Consider the following 15,523-nt stretch of genomic DNA (forward strand, 5'->3'; position numbering starts at 1 on the left):
CCCCGCCCGGAGAAACCTGGCGGGGATGTCACAAAAGGCGTCCTTCGATCCGTCGTACGGGCATGACACGAGAGACGCGAGACATCAGCGGCAACGACATCACCATCGTCGGCGGCGGGCTCGCCGGCCTCACCGCGGCCATCGCGTGCGCCGAGGGCGGCGCGCGGGTCACCCTCCACGAGGCCCACCGGGAGCCGGGCGGCCGGGCCCGCAGCACCGCCGCGCCGTACGTCGCCAACGACGGCACCCACGTCTTCTACTCCGACGGCGAGCCGTGGCGCTGGCTGGCGGCCAGGGGGCTGGTCCGGCCGTACACCAGGCTCACGCCGGGCATGCTCGCCAGGAGCAGGTTCCGCCACGGCGGCCGGCTGTCGGGCATGCCGCCCCTGTCGCTGCTGAAGGCACTCGCCAGGCGGCGCCTGCGGGCACCGGTGGACGAGACCTTCGGGACCTGGGCCACCCGCCGCTTCGGTGAGAAGGGCATGCGGGCCGCCGCCGGGCTGGTCGGCGTGATCACCTATGACGCGGACCCCGGGCGGCTGTCGGCGGCGTTCGTCTGGGAGCGGGTGCTGCGGGCGACCGCGCCGCAGTATCCGGCGCCGCGCTACGTCATCGGCGGCTGGGGACGGGTGATCGACCGGATGGCCGCCCACGCGCGCGGCCTGGGCGTGCGGATCGAGACCGGCTCGCGGGTGGACCGCCTGCCCGAGGACACCCCGGTGATCGTGGCGACCTCGCTGGACGCCGCCAGGGGACTGCTCGGCGACGAGTCGCTGCGCTGGGAGAGCGGGAAGGCCGTCCTGCTCGACCTCGGCCTCCGCAAGAGCGCCGACGACCTCTTCGTCGTCTCCGACCTGGAGGAGGGGGGCTTCATGGAGCGGTACAGCCTGCCGGACCCCTCGCTCGCCCCGGACGGGCACAGCCTCTGCCAGCTGCAGATGCCGGTCAGGCCGGGCGAGACGAAGGCGGAGGCGATCTCCAGGGCGGAACGGGTGGCCGATCTCGGGCTCCCCGGCTGGCGGGAGCGGACGACCTGGCGGCGGGAGGCCACGTGCAACGGCCGCACCGGCGCTCTGGACCTGCCGGGGACCACCTGGCGGGATCGGCCCGCGGTCGACCGGGGGGACGGCGTCTGGCTGATCGGCGACGCGGTGGCGGCTCCCGGCCTGCTCAGCGAGGTCTCCTCGCACAGCGCCCTGATCGCGGCGGAGGCCGCCCTGCGGGCCGTCTCCGGGGCGAGCCGCCGCTCGGCGTCTCGCCTGACCGCGTGACCGTTCACCTTGCTCGCACCAGGACCTTCGCGGGAGAGGACGTACGGGTGTGCCCGCCGCCGGAGACGACGCCGGTCCGGTGTTCGCCGGCCCCGGGAGGCCCGCGAACACCGGGAGCCGCGAGGAGGACCGTCCGAGGTCCTACGAACCTTCGGCGTACGGGCCGGTGGTGGTGCGCATGACCAGCTCGGAACCGTCGGCGGACAGGTTCAGGGTGACGGCGACCGTGCCGAGCTGGGAGGTGCTCGACAGGTGCGTGCCCCCGCAGGGAATGGAAACCTCGGCCTCGGGCAGGGCGCAGTGCCAGGTGCGCCGGGCGGTCAGCTCGGGGCCGGGGCTGTCGATCCCGACGGTGGCATCGGCCGCGATCCACGCCTTGAGCCGGTCGCCGACCCGGTGGGCGATCTCCGGAAGCTCCTCGGCCAGTCCTTCGGTGACGAAACCCTTGCGGCGCAACGACTTGCCCAGCCGGTAGACGTCGCGGCTGCCGCCGGGCAGGATCCGCGAGGAGGCGATGGCGGTCTGGTCGAAGTCGGGGTGGCCGAGCCCGTCGGCGGACACCTCCTTGCGCCACCGTCCGGCCAACGCCGCGTTGAGCGCGAGGGCGGTGAGGTGGCAGGCGGTGTGCCCCGCCGAGAGCGCGCGGCGGCCCGCGTCGTCGACCACCAGCTCGACCTCACCGCCGGGCCCGGAACCACCGGATTCGATGCCGCCGTTCCCGCCACCCGCGAACCCGGCACCGCCACCCGCGACGGGCTCGGCGGTGACGTGGACGACCAGCCAGTGCCAGCCGGGGGTTCCCCGGCGCACCGGGATGTCCGCGCCAAGATGGACACTCTCCCCGCCCTCGGCCACGGCCCCGGTCACGCAGTCGGTCACCGCGATCCCGCCGATCGTCCCCGTGTCGGCGGGCTGGTCGGGCCAGGTGTGGTCCAGCGGGTGGAAAGGAGTCTCGGCCACGACGGTCCCGTATCCGTCTCCGACCGGCACGGTGGCGACGACGGCCGAACGCCCCCTGACCTCCCCGCCCGGGTAGGTGACGCGCGTTGAGTCCTTGATTGGCATCGGCCCATTATGCCGGTACGGCTCGCGCCGCCCCCGACGGGACGCGAGCCCGTACCGGCACGGCGGATCAGCGCGCGAGGGCCCGCTCGTCCTCCAGATAGCCCGGACGGCCGGCGTACCAGCCGGTCACGAGCTGGACGGCGACCACCGCGAACAGCAGCAGGAACGGCAGCGTCCAGCCACCGGTCGACTCGTGCATGACGCCGACGACCAGGGGCCCGGCGCCCGCGATGAGGTATCCGGTGCTCTGCCCGAAGGCCGACAGCGCGGCCGTCGCCTCGGGGGTGCGGGTACGCATGGCGAGCATGGTCAGCGCGAGCGGGAACGACCCCATGCCGACGCCGACCAGGCTCGCGAAGACCCAGGCCAGGCCGGAGGGCCCGAGCCAGAGACCGAGGAAACCGGCGGTGTAGAAGACGACGAAGGCGGCCACCACCGGCCTCTGGTCGGAGAACCGCGACGCGATCGAGGGCACGACGAGCGAGACCGGGATGCCGATCGCGGTGAAGACGCCCAGCACCAGGCCCGCCTGCGCGGTGGTGTAGCCGCCGTCGGTGAGGATCTTCGGCAGGAAGCCGAACATGATGTAGGCGACCATGCTCTGGGTGCCGAAGTAGGCGGCGACCGCCCAGGCCAGCCTGCTGCGGAGCAGGGCGCGGGCGCCCGCTCCCCCGCCCGCGCCGCGCCGCTCCGGCTCACTGCGCGAGAGCGCAAGCCACGGAATGGCGGCGACGGCGGCGAGCGCCCCCCACACCCCCAGGGCAACGTGCCAGTTGCCGTCGGTGGCCCGCTGGATGGGCACGGTCGCGGCGGCCGCGAGCATCGTGCCCACCGCGAGGGCGGTGGTGTAGACGGTGGTCATGGTTCCGGCCCGGCCGGGGAAGTGACGCTTGATCAGGCTGGGGATGAGCACGTTGCCCACCGCGCCGCCCGACAGCGCCAAGGCGCTGCTGTAGAGGAACACCTCGGCCGAGCCCACCATCGAGCGGATGAGCAGGCCCGCGCCGAGGACGATGAGGGAGAAGAGCAGAAGGCGGTGCTCTCCGACCTTCCCGGCGAGGGCGGGCGTCAGCGCGCCGACCGAGGCGAAGATGAGCACGGGGAGCGTGGTGAGCAGCCCGGCTCCGACGGCGGTCATGCCGAGACCGGAGGTTATCTGGTCGAGAACCGGCCCGACGCTCGTGACGGCGGTACGCAGGTTCAGCGCCGCGAGAACGATTCCCAGCACGAGCAACCAGGCGAGAGAGCCCGTGGTTCCACCGGTGCGGCCCCTGGTCTGATGGGTGAGCACGCTCATGCTGGTTTCAGTCCTCCTCAGTGATTTCATCCAATCGTAGGATGATTGGCTGACCCCAACTCTAACAGGAGTGAAACTTCGGTTTGTTCCTGACCAGGCGTGCCGATTCCGGACGGGCGCGAATCGCTGACAACGTGAAAGCCGGGCCACGTTCCTCTTTACAGAACGTGACCCGGCTCTCTCACGCGCCGGCGCGGCTCTTCGGCTTCCGGGTGCCCGGAATCCCGGACAGTTCGGGCACCGGACGCCTGGGGGGCGACACCGGGCGCGCCCGCGTCGGACGCGCGGCCCAGGGGCCGGCGCCGGACACGTGCCTCGGAGGAGAATCCGCCACCCGATCCGGGCGGCGAGCCTCAGGTACGCGGTTCCGGTGGGCGAGCGTCAGATGCGCGGTCCCGGGGTGGGCGGCGGCTCCTCGCCAAGCCTGCGGCCGGCCGGGGGCAGCGGCTCACCACCGGGCGGGGGAAGCTCCGGGTCCGGCGGGTAGGGCCGGCCCACCGTACGCGGAGGCGGCGAGGGCACGGGCGCGCCGAGACCCTGGCCGCCTCCCGTGCCGGTGCCATGGTGCTCGCCCAACCCCCGGTCACCGGCGCCGGCGGTGTCGCGCTCGTGCGGGCCCGGCACGTCGCCGCGCCACGCGCCGGTCTCGTCGCCGCGCGCCTCGATGAAGGTCTTGAAACGCTCCATGTCGCCACGGACCCGCAGGCGGACGATCTGCAGCCGGTCACCGACGGTCTCGACGAACCCCTCGGGGTCGTACTCCATCTGCAACGTGACCCGGGTGGTGTCGGGGCCGAGATGGTGGAAGGTCACCACGCCCGCCTGGTGCGGCCGCTCGACCGACTTCCAGGCCACCCGCTCGTCGGGGTGCTGTTCGGTGATCTCCGCCTCGAACTCCCGGTGGACCCCCGCGATCTCGACGACCCACGCCGTACGCGTGTCGCTCAACTGCTTGATCGACTCGACGCCCTCCATGAACTCGGGAAAGCTCTCGAACTGGGTCCACTGGTTGTACGCGGTCCGGATCGGGACGTTGACGTCGACGGACTGTTCAATCGAGCTCATGACCGTGCCTCCCTTGTGGTTTGGTCGGTTCGGGAGGCAGACCTGCCCGGCGGGACGCGGGCCTAACTAGCGGCGCCGTAAAAGCCAGTAAAGCCCCAGGACAGGGAGCACGAATGGGATGAAAAGGTATCCGCTTCCGTAACCCGACCAGACCGTGGCACGCGGGAAGGCCTCGGGGTCGGCCATGCTGAGCGTGCCCACGATGAGCACCCCGGCCAGCTCGATACCGCAGGCGACCAGCGCCAGGGTCCTGTTCCCCCTGGCCAGCGCCACGGTGAGCACGATGTAGACGGCGGCGGCGAACGCCGACAGCGAGTAGGCCAGCGGCGCCTCCTGGAACCGGGTGGCGATCTGCACGGCGGCACGCGCCCCCGCGGCGAGGGCGAACACCCCGTAGAGCGCCACCAGCGCGCGTCCGGGCCCGGTGCCGATCGCCGGCTCGCTCACGGCAGTCCCTGCCAGACCTGGAGCATCCGCCCCACCATGCCGGGGATCGCGAAGCCCGCCACCGCGATCACCGCGGGACCCCAGCGCGAGCGCTCGCCGAACCCCCAGAAAGCCGCCGCCGGCGGGATCACCAGGCTGCCCGCCAGGTAGCCGATGAGCGTGGCCGTCTCCGCGGGCCCCTCGCCCCTCACCAGCGCGGCGATCACGAACCCGGCCTGGACGAGCAGGCCGAGTTCCAGCACTCCGAGCGCGACGAGGAGCGTTCTCCCCATCGGCCTGTTCCTGGCCGTGGTGACGAGGCTGAAGATCCCGATCACCAGTGACAGCAGGATCAGGCCGGTCGCGAGCGGGCCGATCATCGAGACCTCACGGGATCGAAAAGCATGGGCAGCAGGGTACTGCCCGGCCCCCTCGCCCTCCGCGCCGCGCCACGTACTCTGGGGCCGTGGAGAGGATCCTGGTCAGCGCCTGCCTGATGGGGCGGAAGGTCCGTTACGACGGGGCCGCCAAGACGAGCGGCGACGCGCTGCTGGCCGCGTGGTGGCGGGAGGGGCGGCTCGTCCCGTTCTGCCCCGAGGTCGAGGGCGGCCTGCCCGTCCCGCGACCGGCCGCGGAGATCGAGGGCGGCGCCGGGGGCGAGGCGGTGCTGTCCGGGGCGGCCCGGGTGCTGACCGCCGGGGGCGCCGACGTCACGGAGGCCTTCCTCGCCGGTGCGCGGGCGGCGCTCGCCGCCGCGCGGGCCCACGGCGTGAGGGTGGCGATCCTGAAGGAGGGCAGTCCCTCCTGCGGCAGCCTGACCGTCTACGACGGCGCCTTCGGCGGCCGGCGCGTGCCCGGCCACGGGGTGACCACCGCCCTGCTCGAGCTGCACGGCGTCGCGGTCTTCGGCGAGGAGCGCGTCGCCGAGGCCGCCGCGCGACTGCGCGAGATCGGCGACCGGCACCCCGGCCCGCGTGAAGAGCACCCCCGCGACCTCGGCGACCGGCACCAGGACCTGCCGGGAGAGCACCTCCGCGACCTGGACGACCGGCGCCCCGGCCCGCCCGGAGAGCGGCCCCGCGACCTCGGCACCCTCGAAGGCCGTTTCTAGTACTCCCACAGGTCGGTGCGGTTCTCCCCGCCGATGCAGAAGACCGCCGAGCCGTGCTGTCCCTGGACGAGATCCACCCGGATCCAGCCGGTGGCCGAGGCGACCTTGGCCTCGTAGCCCGCGTTGGGCGCGGCGGCGATCAGGCGGCACACGCCGTCCTCGATGGCGAACGAGACCGACCCGCCCTTGACGTTCACCACGCGCAGGTTCTCGGTGGAGGTCGACCGCGTCCTGGTGGCCGTCGCCCCGGGCGCGGCGGACGACGAGGGGGCGGGGGCGGCCCGCGCCGCGTCCGGCCCGGACGGAGAGCCGGACGGAGACCTGGACGAAGACCTGGACGGGGAGGAGGACGGCCCCGGACGGGAGAGCCCGCTGTCGCGTGTGCGTACCGGCGCCGCGGCGGTCCTCGACGGGGAGGGGTCGGTGCGCGGCCGGGCGGTGCCCCGTGGGGTGAGGCGGGGCGCCGAGGTCCGGTCCGGCGTGGGGGAGGAGCCGGCGGTCGGCGTGCCGATGGCCTGCGGTCCGGTGGGCGCTCCCCGCGGGAGCCCCGAGTCCCCCGTACGGCCGATGGCGGCGTTGATGGGTTCGATGCTCGCGTCGTCGAAGACCTCGCTGCGGAGCACGTCACGGACGCCGAACCAGGCGACCGAGATCGCCAGGACGGTGGCCCCGCACCACACCGCTATGAATCCCAGCGTCTGCCGCATGTCGTGAATTATTACGCCATATGTCTCATTGTTCACTACCGTTACATGGCATGGCGACGGTTCTAGTGGTCGAAGACGACGAGTACGTGCGATCCGCGATCATCCAGGAACTCAGCAGGCGCCAGCACGCCGTGCGCAGCGCGGGACGTGCGCTCGACGCCCTGAGGGAGATCACCCAGAACCCCCCGGACGCGGTGGTCCTCGACCTCGGGCTGCCCGACCTGGACGGGGCGGAGGCGCTCAAGATGGTCCGCAGCGTCTCCAGCGTCCCGGTCATCGTGGCCACGGCCAGGGACAACGAGGCGGAGATCGTCCGCCTGCTCCAGGCGGGAGCCGACGACTACCTGGTCAAACCCTTCTCCGGCGACCACCTGAACGCCCGCCTGGACGCCGTGCTGCGCCGGGCGCGGAGCGCGACCCCGTCCCCGGTACTGTGCGTCGGCGCGCTGTCGGTGGACCTCAACCGGCGCGAGGCCGGGCTGGACGGTGCCCCGCTCACCCTCACCAGGCGCGAGTTCGACCTCCTCGCCTACCTCGCCGCCCGCGCCGACCGGGTGGTCTCCCGCAAGGAACTGCTCGCCGAGGTCTGGCAGCAGTCCTACGGGGACGACCAGACGATCGACGTCCACCTGTCGTGGCTGCGGCGCAAGCTCGGCGAGAGCGCGTCCTCCCCCCGCTACCTGCACACCGTACGCGGCGTGGGGGTCATGCTGATCACACCGCCGTGAGGCGGACCCTGGCCCTGCTCACCGTCGCGGGAACCTCGATGGTCGCCCTGGCCTTCCTGATCCCGCTCGGGCTCATCGTCAGAGAGATCGCCCACGGCCGGGCCATGGCCGAGGCGGAGCGGCAGGCGTCGGCGCTGGTCCCGGTGCTGGCCATCACCGTCGATCCGGACCGGCTGACCCACGCGCTGCTCAGTACCGGCGCGCGGGACCGGATCGCGGTTCACCTGCCCGGCGGCGGCTCGGCCGGTACCGCCAGGGCCCCCGCCGAGACCGTGGCCGCGGCCTCCCGGCTGACCCGGGCCATCACCGCGGAGATGGACACCGGCTACCTCCTGCTGCGCCCGGTCGCCCTGGACGGCGGCAGGACCGTGGTCATCGAGATCTTCATCCCGTCGGACGACCTCACCCGGGGCGTCGCCTCGTCGTGGGCGGTGCTGAGCGGGGTGGCGGCGGTGCTCGTCGCCGGATCGCTGCTGGTCGGCGACCGGCTGGGCGTGCGCGTGGTGCGCTCGGCCCGGCGGCTGGGCCGGGCGGCGAGCGCCCTGGGCTCCGGGGACCTCAGCGTCCGCATCGAGCCCGAGGGCCCGCCCGAGCTGGTCGCGGCCGGTGAGGCGTTCAACAGCATGGCCGACCGCGTGGTCCAGCTGCTGGCCGCCGAACGGGAAATGGCCGCGGACCTGTCGCACCGCCTGCGCACCCCGCTCACCGCGCTCCGGCTCAGCCTGGACCACCTGGGCCCCGAGGCCGAGCAGAGCAGGAGCGCGCTGAGCCGCCTGGAGACCGAGGTGGACCAGATCATCGCGGCGGCCAGGCAGCCCTCCCGCGCGCCGGAACTCGTCCACTGCGACGCCGCCGAGGTGCTGCGCGAGCGGCTGACCTTCTGGTCCGCGCTGGCCGAGGACCAGCAGCGCCCCTGGGAGCTGATCGGCGCCTCGGCGCCCGCGCGGGTACCGGTCGCGGCCACCGAGCTCAGCGCCGTGGTGGACGCCCTGCTCGGCAACGTCTTCCGGCACACCCCCGAGGGCACGGCGTTCACGGTGACCCTGCACCAGGGCTCGGGCACCGTCGGCATGCTGATCGCCGACGCCGGTCCCGGCATCCCCGACCCCGAGGCGGCGCTGCGGCGCGGGACCAGCGGGGCGGGATCCACCGGGCTCGGCCTGGACATCGCCCGCAGGCTCGCCGAGTCCTCCGGCGGCACGCTGCGGATCGACGCCTCCTCCCTCGGGGGCGCCAGGGTCCAGCTCTGGCTCCGCACCGACCGGCACGACCGTCCCACGCGTACCGCCCGGCGCCTGGTCGGCGACCGCTGGCCCCGCAGGAACGCGCCGCGCTGAGGGACGCACGGAAGGGCTTCCCCGTGCGTTGATTAGGTCACACCTAAAGCCACCTTAAGTAAGGCTAAAACGCACCGTTTCCTCGTTCCTGCTGCTCGATCATGAAGGGGAACGCGGGCGTCACCCCGCGTTCGTGGTTCCCGGTCCGCCCTACCGTGCCGGCCTCGCATCCAGACGGAGGAGGCGCGGCCGGCGCGGCAGGGTGGGCCGGGAACCCACTTCTGCGATCTCGCCGGATAATTCCTGACATGCGCGCGAGCCGTCTCATCTCCCTGCTGATGCTCCTGCAGACCCGCGGCCGGATGACCGCCCGGGAACTGGCCACCGAACTCGAGGTCTCGGTCCGGACCATCTACCGCGACGTGGACTCGCTCCACTCCGCGGGCGTGCCGCTGTACGGCGACGCGGGGCCCTCCGGCGGCTACCGGCTGCTCGACGGTTACCGAACCCGGCTCACCGGGCTGACCACGGGCGAGGCGGAGTCGCTGTTCCTGGCGGGGATGCCGGGTCCCGCCGCCGAACTCGGCCTCGGCTCGGTGGTGACGGCCGCGGGGCTCAAGCTGATGGCGGCGCTCCCGGTCGAGCTCAGGGACAGGGCCGGGCGGATCCGCGAGCGCTTCCACCTCGACGCGCCCAACTGGTACCACGGCGCCGACGAGACCCCGCACCTGGCCGCGGTGGCCGACGCCGTCTGGAACGAGCGCCGCCTGGAGATCCGCTACCACCGCTGGAAGGCCCCCCAGGACGTGGTCCGCACGCTGGAGCCGTACGGGCTGGTCCTCAAGGCGGGCCTCTGGTACCTCGTCGCGCGCGGCGGCGAGCACGTGCGCACCTACCGGGTCTCGCAGATCCTGGAACTGCACGCGCTCCAGGAGCCGTTCGAGCGGCCCGCCGGTTTCGATCTCGCCGCCCACTGGAACGGCGCCCTGGAGGAGTTCGAGGCGCGGCTCCGGCGGGGCGAGGCCGTCATCCGGCTCTCTCCGCTCGGCATGGAACGGCTGCCGGACATGGTCCGCCCGGTCGTCCTGCGCGCCGCGCGGGCCACCGCGGAGCCCCCGGACCACGAGGGCTGGACGCGGGTCACCGTCCCCGTCGAGTCCCCTCGGCACGCGCTGGCGGAATTCCTGCGCTTCGGCGCGGACCTGGAGGTCGTCGCCCCGCCGGAACTGCGCGACCTCGTCGCGGAGACCGCGCGGGCGGTGGCCGGGATCTACGGCGAGCCCGGGACCGGCTGACGCCGGCGCGCGCCACGAGATCGTCCCGAGCGCCGGCGGGCCGGGAACCGGCGCGCGGACGCGCCGGCCGGCGGTGAGCCCCTCTCCCGGCGAGGGGCTCACGCGGGACCGTGTGCTCAGGCCGTCAGGAACTTGAGGATCCGCTGGTTCACCTCGTCGGGCTTCTCCAGGAACGGGAAGTGGCCCACTCCTTCCAGGAGGACGCCGTCCGACCCCTGGGGCAGCGCGTCGACGATGTCGGCGAGTGTCGCCGCGTCGACCACGGGGTCCTCACTGCCGTGCAGGTAGAACGTCGGCTGCGAGGGAAGCTCGGCCAGTACGGCTCCCATCTCCCACTTGTCGGTTCCGAACGTCACCGAGTTGAAGTTGTCGCGGTAGAGCCCGAGACCCGAACGCAGGTTGGCCGGTGCCCGCAGGCTGTCCTTCCCGGCCTTCCGGTCCTCGGCGGAGTCGAAGCCCGGGACGGACCCGCTCCAGTGCTCCCAGAGCCAGTCGATGTAGGCGAAGTCGTTCACGGGCACGATCTGGTCGGCTATGGCCATCTGGAAGAAGTAGAAGTGGCTGTTCTTGTGGATCTGAACGGGGTCCGTGGCCTTGCGGTCGTAGAACCGGACCGGCGGGACGTCGGCCACCACGACCTTTGACCAGCGTTCAGGCGCGTGGGCCGCGGCGCCCCATGTGGCGAAGCCGCCCCAGTCGTGCCCGATGATGACCGCGTCCGTGTCGCCGCCCAGTTCCTGGTGCAGGCTGTTGGCATCGGCGATCAGGTCGGCGATCCGCATGCTGCCGTCCGGCGGGACCTGGGTCGGGGCGAAGCCGCGCATGGCGGGGGCGACAGCCCGGTAGCCCGCCTCGGCGAGAACGGGCATCAGGTGCCGGTACATGCTCGGGGCCTCGGGAAAACCGTGCAGCAGCAGCGCCAGCGGCCCCTCGCCCTCCTCCAGGTAGGCGAAATCGATCCCGTTGGCGGTAACGCGCTTTTCTCGCATGTCTCTTGGTTCCTTGCTTCTGTAACGAACGTTCCACCCAGAACGTAGCACGTCTGGAGCGAACGTTCCAACCAGGTACTGTGGTGAGATGAACGACAAGACACGGCAGGCTCAGGCCGTCCGGCCGGACAGCTCCCTCGGCACCCGCGAGCGCATCGTCCGGACGACCTCACGGCTGATGCAGCGGCAAGGCTACGAAGGGACCGCGATCAAGCAGATCTCCCGAGAGGCCGGCGTCGCGCTCAGCTCCGTCTACCACTTCTTTCCCAGCGGGAAGCAGGAACTGGCCGTCGAGGCGGTCCGCCACGCCGACCAGGAGTTCGCCGGCATCCTGCGCGAGGCGCTGGCCGGCGAGGACGATCCGGCCGACGCGATGATCGCGTGCACCCGGATACTCGCCACGCACCTGCGCGACTCCGACTGGCTCGACGGTTGCCCGATCACGGCCACCGCCCTGGAAACGGCCGGACGTGTCCCGGAGATCCAGCAGGCCGTCACCAGGTCCTTCGAGCACTGGCGGGGCCTGGTCACCGAGCATCTGCGTCACACGGGCATCGCCGAGAACGACGTCCTCGACCTCGCCCACACCGTGATCAACACCCTTGAGGGCGCCGAGCTCGCCGCGCAGGTCTCGAGGAGCGACAAGCCACTGGAGATCGCGGGCCGGCACCTCGCCCGGCTGATCAACACTTACAGATAAGACAGACAAGGACGCGCGGGAACACGGATGAGAGGCCGGGACCACTCAGGACAGCACACCGTCAGCCGCGAGGGCACGGGTCGTGATGGGCCCAGGTGACCACGGGGGGACCACAGGGGGACCACACACCGCCGCGCACGCTCGGACGGGCCCGTCGGCGGCCACGCCGGCCTGGAAAACGACGAGATCCCGCCCGATCACCTCGATCGGGCGGGATCTCGTCAACCACCTTCAGGCCGTTTCGAGAACGACCCGACGTGGAGCTATGGGGATTCGAACCCCAGACCTCCTCCATGCCATGGAGGCGCGCTACCAGCTGCGCCATAGCCCCTGGTCACCGCTTCGAGTGCTCTCGTCGCGGCGCTCGGGAAGCATATAAGGACACCGATGTGTTCACCTAATCGACGACCACACGGCCCGCGCCCGCCACCGGGGCGCAAGCCGCGCCGCTCGAAGGTCACTCCTGGGTGGCCTCGGGGCTGTCGTCGCTGCTGACCGGCTCGGGGAGGGTCCCGGCGTTGTGCTCCAGCAGGCGCCAGCCCTTGCGGGCCTCCTCCAGCACCGACCACGAGCAGTTTCCGAGACCGCCCAGGGCGGGCCAGAGCTCCTGCGGCAGGTTCATGAGCTTGGCGATGCCGAGCCGGATCGCCGCCCCGTGGGAGGCGACGACCAGCAGGCCGTCGGAGTCGATCTCCGCCGCCCAGCGGCGCACGGCCGAGGAGACCCGGTCGGCGACGTCTCCGACCGCCTCACCGCCCGGCGCCTCCCAGTTGGTGAACTCCCGGGGCCACCCCTGGGAGATCTCCTCCCGGGTGAGCCCCTCCCACTGGCCTCCGCCCCGCTCGCGCAGGTCCTTGTCGACGGTGACGTCCAGACCGGTGAGGCGGCCCAGCGCCGAGGCGGTGTCGAAGGCCCGCTGGAGATCGGAGGAAACGATCATGCTGGGGCGGAGCGCGGCGAGCAGCGAGGCCGCGCGGGCGGCCTGCGCGACCCCGGTCTCGTCAAGGGGGATGTCGCTGTGACCCTGAAAGCGGTGCTCGACGTTCCACAGCGTCTGGCCATGCCTGAGGCAGACGACGCGACGACTCACTCAGCTACCGCCCCGCGGGCGCGCTGGGCGGCGACCTGGGTCACGCTGTCCGGCAGCGAGATGGAGGGGCAGTCCTTCCACAGGCGCTCCAGGGCGTAGAAGGTGCGGTCCTCCTCGTGCTGGACGTGCACGACGATGTCGATGTAGTCCAGCAGGACCCAGCGGCCCTCGCGCTCGCCCTCGCGGCGGACGGGCTTGGCGTCGGCCGCGATCCGCAGCCGGTCCTCGATCTCGTCGACGATGGCGCGGACCTGGCGGTCGTTGGTGGCGGAGCAGAGCACGAACGCGTCGGTGATGACGAGCTGGTCGCTCACGTCGTAGGCAAGAATGTCATCGGCCAGTTTGTCCGCCGCCGCCTCAGCGGCGAGCCTGACGAGCTGGACGGATCTGTCGGTTGCTGTCACGGTGTGGGTCAGTCCTCCTGCTAGTCGGCGCTGTCACCTATCAGGGTGCCCGATTCGGCGCTCGTTGAAGAGCCACCTGTTGAACAACGCCTATCGTGTGCCACCCGATTCCGCGCCGCAAACGAATTGGCGGCCTGATCAGGGGCGTCTTCCGCGGTCGGGGCCGCGCTTGTCGATCTCGGGCGGGACGGGCACCGCCCGTGCCGTTCGGCGATCATGCCGGGTGAGCTGCGGATACTCGTCCCACGCAAACTTCTCGAATCATAGCGAATTTCATCGGAACACGTTCTAAGTCACGGCGTTCCCGCAGATCATCACGATTTATCCGATCAGACCCCGCCCGCCGGAGGCCGGAAGATCAGGAGGGAGCGCCACCGTAGAGGTCACGCTTGTTGATGTACTGGACGATGCCGTCGGGGACGAGATACCAGATGGGCTCCCCCGAGGCCACCCGCTGACGGCACTCCGACGACGAGATGGCCAGCGCGGGGATCTCCACCAGGCTCACCTTGCCCTCCGGCAGGCCCGGGTCGTGCAGCACGTGGCCGGGCCTGGTGGCCCCCACGAAGTGCGCGATGGTGAACAGCTCGTCGACGTCGCGCCAGCTCAGGATCTGGGCGAGGGCGTCGGCGCCGGTGATGAAGTAGAGATCCACGTCGGGCCCCCAGGCGGCGGAGATCTCCCGGAGCGTGTCGATGGTGAAGGTGGGCCCCGGACGGTCGATGTCGACGCGACTCACCGAGAACCGGGGGTTGGAGGCCGTGGCGATGACCGTCATGAGATAGCGGTCCTCGGCGGCCGAGACGACCTTGTCGGCCTTCTGCCACGGCTGTCCCGTCGGCACGAAGACCACCTCGTCGAGATCGAAATGGTGGGCGACCTCACTGGCCGCGACCAGGTGGCCGTGGTGGATCGGGTCAAAGGTCCCGCCCATGACGCCCAGACGTCGCTTCCCCTTGCCGGTAGGCGCGTTCATCATGAAACGGACCATACGTGCAAGCCGTGCACAGCTTTTAACCACCCCCCGCGCGTGGCAGGCGGACCCGACGTAGCATGCCGGACATGACCACCACCCCGGATCGCAACCGCGTGCAGCTTCCCGGCATCAGCTCACGCGCCTACGAACACCCCGCCGATCGGTCCGCGCTGGTCGCCCTCCGGTCGCTCAGTGGGTTCGACACGGTGCTCAAGCAGATGTCCGGCCTGGTCAGCGAGCGCCGCCTGCGCCTGATCTACCTCGCCTCGGCCGTGCGCACCGGCGACACCCAGTTCCGAGCGCTGCACGACATGGGCCGCGACGCGGCCTACACGCTCGACCTCCATCGCATTCCCGAGGTCTACGTGCAGCAGAGCCCGCTGGTACAGGCGAAGGCGATCGGCTTCGACGACCCGTTCATCGTCGTCACGACCGGCCTCCTCGACCTGATGGACGAGGAGGAGCAGCGCTTCGTCATCGGCCACGAGACCGCCCACATCCTGTCGGGCCACGCGGTCTACCGCACCATGCTCGACATCCTGACCCGCCTGGCCACGCGCGTGGCCTGGATCCCGCTCGGCTACATCGGCCTGCGCGCGATCGTGGCCGGCCTGGAGGAGTGGCACCGCAAGTCCGAGCTCTCCGCCGACCGTGGCGGCCTGCTCTGCGGCCAGGACTCCGACGCGGCACTGCGCGCCCTGATGAAGCTCGCCGGCGGCTCGCGCCTGCACGAGATGAACATCGAGGCCTTCCTCGACCAGGCCCGGGAGTACGACACGGCGGGCGACGTCCGTGACGGCCTGCTCAAGGTCCTCAACCTGCTGGGCACCACCCACCCGTTCGCCGTCTCGCGCGTCGCCGAGCTCGACAAGTGGCGTCGCGGCGGCGAGTACGAGACGATCCTCGCCGGCGAATACCCCCGCCGCGCCGACGACGCCGGCGCGAAGGTCTCCGAGGAGATCAAGGCCGCCGCCCGCTCCTACCGCGACTCCTGGTCACAGTCCCAGGACCCGTTCATCGGCGTCCTGCGCGACGTGGCCGAAGGCGCCGTCAACGCCGGAGAGCGCATCTTCAACCGCTTCTCCCGCCGCGATGGAAATTAACGAAGAGTTCCACCAAAAG

The 15,523-nt window shown here is 71.6% G+C and carries 17 protein-coding genes, 1 tRNA gene and 1 pseudogene; 8 read left to right on the forward strand and 11 right to left on the reverse strand.

Annotated features, from left to right (window positions below):
- Window positions 1-62 precede the first annotated feature (62 nt).
- Entirely contained in the window at window positions 63-1,271 is a 1,209-nt protein-coding gene (locus OG587_RS41775) for a phytoene desaturase family protein (RefSeq protein WP_329084381.1), read from the forward strand.
- Between the two features lie 141 nt (window positions 1,272-1,412).
- Here the strand turns inward: OG587_RS41775 and OG587_RS41780 are convergent, their stop codons facing one another.
- The 5 genes from OG587_RS41780 to OG587_RS41800 all read right to left on the reverse strand — a co-directional run bounded on the left by OG587_RS41780 (window position 1,413) and on the right by OG587_RS41800 (window position 5,504).
- A complete protein-coding gene (locus OG587_RS41780; RefSeq protein WP_329084382.1) occupies window positions 1,413-2,336 on the reverse strand; it encodes a metal-dependent hydrolase in 924 nt (307 codons plus the stop codon).
- Window positions 2,337-2,403: 67 nt separating this feature from the next.
- Window positions 2,404-3,633 (reverse strand): CynX/NimT family MFS transporter, encoded by a 1,230-nt coding sequence (locus tag OG587_RS41785; RefSeq protein WP_329084383.1) that lies wholly within the window; start codon window positions 3,631-3,633, stop codon window positions 2,404-2,406.
- Between the two features lie 381 nt (window positions 3,634-4,014).
- Window positions 4,015-4,698, reverse strand: a complete 684-nt coding sequence (locus OG587_RS41790) for an SRPBCC family protein (protein WP_329084385.1) — start codon at window positions 4,696-4,698, stop codon at window positions 4,015-4,017.
- A 66-nt stretch (window positions 4,699-4,764) separates the two neighbouring features.
- Window positions 4,765-5,145, reverse strand: coding sequence for a hypothetical protein (locus OG587_RS41795; RefSeq protein ID WP_329084386.1), 381 nt, complete (start codon window positions 5,143-5,145; stop codon window positions 4,765-4,767).
- Window positions 5,142-5,504, reverse strand: a complete 363-nt coding sequence (locus OG587_RS41800; protein WP_329084387.1) for a hypothetical protein — start codon at window positions 5,502-5,504, stop codon at window positions 5,142-5,144. Before OG587_RS41800 ends, OG587_RS41795 begins: the two co-directional genes overlap by 4 nt.
- An 86-nt stretch (window positions 5,505-5,590) precedes the next feature.
- Between OG587_RS41800 and OG587_RS41805 the strand changes: the two are divergent.
- Window positions 5,591-6,076 (forward strand): annotated as a pseudogene (locus tag OG587_RS41805) (DUF523 domain-containing protein); the annotation flags it as partial.
- A gap of 155 nt (window positions 6,077-6,231) precedes the next feature.
- Here the strand turns inward: OG587_RS41805 and OG587_RS41810 are convergent.
- On the reverse strand, window positions 6,232-6,432 hold the full coding sequence (locus OG587_RS41810) for a hypothetical protein (protein ID WP_329084388.1): 201 nt from the start codon (window positions 6,430-6,432) through the stop codon (window positions 6,232-6,234).
- Between OG587_RS41810 and OG587_RS41815 the strand changes: the two genes are divergently transcribed.
- From OG587_RS41815 to OG587_RS41830, 4 genes are all read left to right on the forward strand, one after another.
- Window positions 6,422-6,949, forward strand: a complete 528-nt coding sequence (locus OG587_RS41815; RefSeq protein ID WP_329084389.1) for a hypothetical protein — start codon at window positions 6,422-6,424, stop codon at window positions 6,947-6,949. The two genes, OG587_RS41810 and OG587_RS41815, sit on opposite strands and share 11 nt — an antisense overlap.
- Window positions 6,950-6,992: 43 nt before the next feature.
- Window positions 6,993-7,670, forward strand: coding sequence for a response regulator transcription factor (locus OG587_RS41820; RefSeq protein WP_329084390.1), 678 nt, complete (start codon window positions 6,993-6,995; stop codon window positions 7,668-7,670).
- The gene (locus OG587_RS41825) at window positions 7,667-9,007 is read left to right on the forward strand and encodes a sensor histidine kinase (protein ID WP_329084391.1); all 1,341 of its coding nucleotides are present in this window, start codon (window positions 7,667-7,669) and stop codon (window positions 9,005-9,007) included. The genes OG587_RS41820 and OG587_RS41825 overlap by 4 nt, the downstream gene beginning before the upstream one ends.
- Before the next feature lie 248 nt (window positions 9,008-9,255).
- Complete coding sequence (locus tag OG587_RS41830) at window positions 9,256-10,242, forward strand: helix-turn-helix transcriptional regulator (protein ID WP_329084392.1); 987 nt, start codon at window positions 9,256-9,258, stop codon at window positions 10,240-10,242.
- A gap of 116 nt (window positions 10,243-10,358) precedes the next feature.
- On the opposite strand, the gene OG587_RS41835 is transcribed toward OG587_RS41830, so the two are convergent.
- A complete protein-coding gene (locus OG587_RS41835) occupies window positions 10,359-11,231 on the reverse strand; it encodes an alpha/beta fold hydrolase (protein ID WP_329084393.1) in 873 nt (290 codons plus the stop codon).
- Window positions 11,232-11,319: 88 nt separating this feature from the next.
- On the opposite strand from OG587_RS41835, the gene OG587_RS41840 reads away from it, so the two are divergent.
- The gene (locus OG587_RS41840) at window positions 11,320-11,931 is read left to right on the forward strand and encodes a TetR/AcrR family transcriptional regulator (protein ID WP_329084394.1); all 612 of its coding nucleotides are present in this window, start codon (window positions 11,320-11,322) and stop codon (window positions 11,929-11,931) included.
- Between the two features lie 258 nt (window positions 11,932-12,189).
- Here OG587_RS41840 and OG587_RS41845 read toward each other — a convergent pair.
- The 4 genes from OG587_RS41845 to nadD all read right to left on the reverse strand — a co-directional run bounded on the left by OG587_RS41845 (window position 12,190) and on the right by nadD (window position 14,404).
- A tRNA-Ala gene (locus OG587_RS41845) sits at window positions 12,190-12,262 on the reverse strand.
- Between the two features lie 126 nt (window positions 12,263-12,388).
- Window positions 12,389-13,021 (reverse strand): histidine phosphatase family protein, encoded by a 633-nt coding sequence (locus OG587_RS41850; RefSeq protein WP_329084395.1) that lies wholly within the window; start codon window positions 13,019-13,021, stop codon window positions 12,389-12,391.
- Window positions 13,018-13,425 carry a ribosome silencing factor gene (gene rsfS, locus OG587_RS41855; protein WP_329084396.1) on the reverse strand — a complete coding sequence of 136 codons (408 nt, stop codon included), beginning with the start codon at window positions 13,423-13,425 and terminating at the stop codon, window positions 13,018-13,020. The genes OG587_RS41850 and rsfS overlap by 4 nt, the downstream gene beginning before the upstream one ends.
- A gap of 358 nt (window positions 13,426-13,783) precedes the next feature.
- Window positions 13,784-14,404 (reverse strand): nicotinate-nucleotide adenylyltransferase, encoded by a 621-nt coding sequence (nadD, locus tag OG587_RS41860; protein WP_329084397.1) that lies wholly within the window; start codon window positions 14,402-14,404, stop codon window positions 13,784-13,786.
- Between the two features lie 74 nt (window positions 14,405-14,478).
- Between nadD and OG587_RS41865 the strand changes: the two genes are divergently transcribed.
- Window positions 14,479-15,504 carry a M48 family metallopeptidase gene (locus OG587_RS41865; protein WP_329084398.1) on the forward strand — a complete coding sequence of 342 codons (1,026 nt, stop codon included), beginning with the start codon at window positions 14,479-14,481 and terminating at the stop codon, window positions 15,502-15,504.
- The last annotated feature ends 19 nt before the right edge of the window (window positions 15,505-15,523 follow it).

This window comes from Streptosporangium sp. NBC_01469 (assembly GCF_036227305.1).
GTDB lineage: Bacteria > Actinomycetota > Actinomycetes > Streptosporangiales > Streptosporangiaceae > Streptosporangium.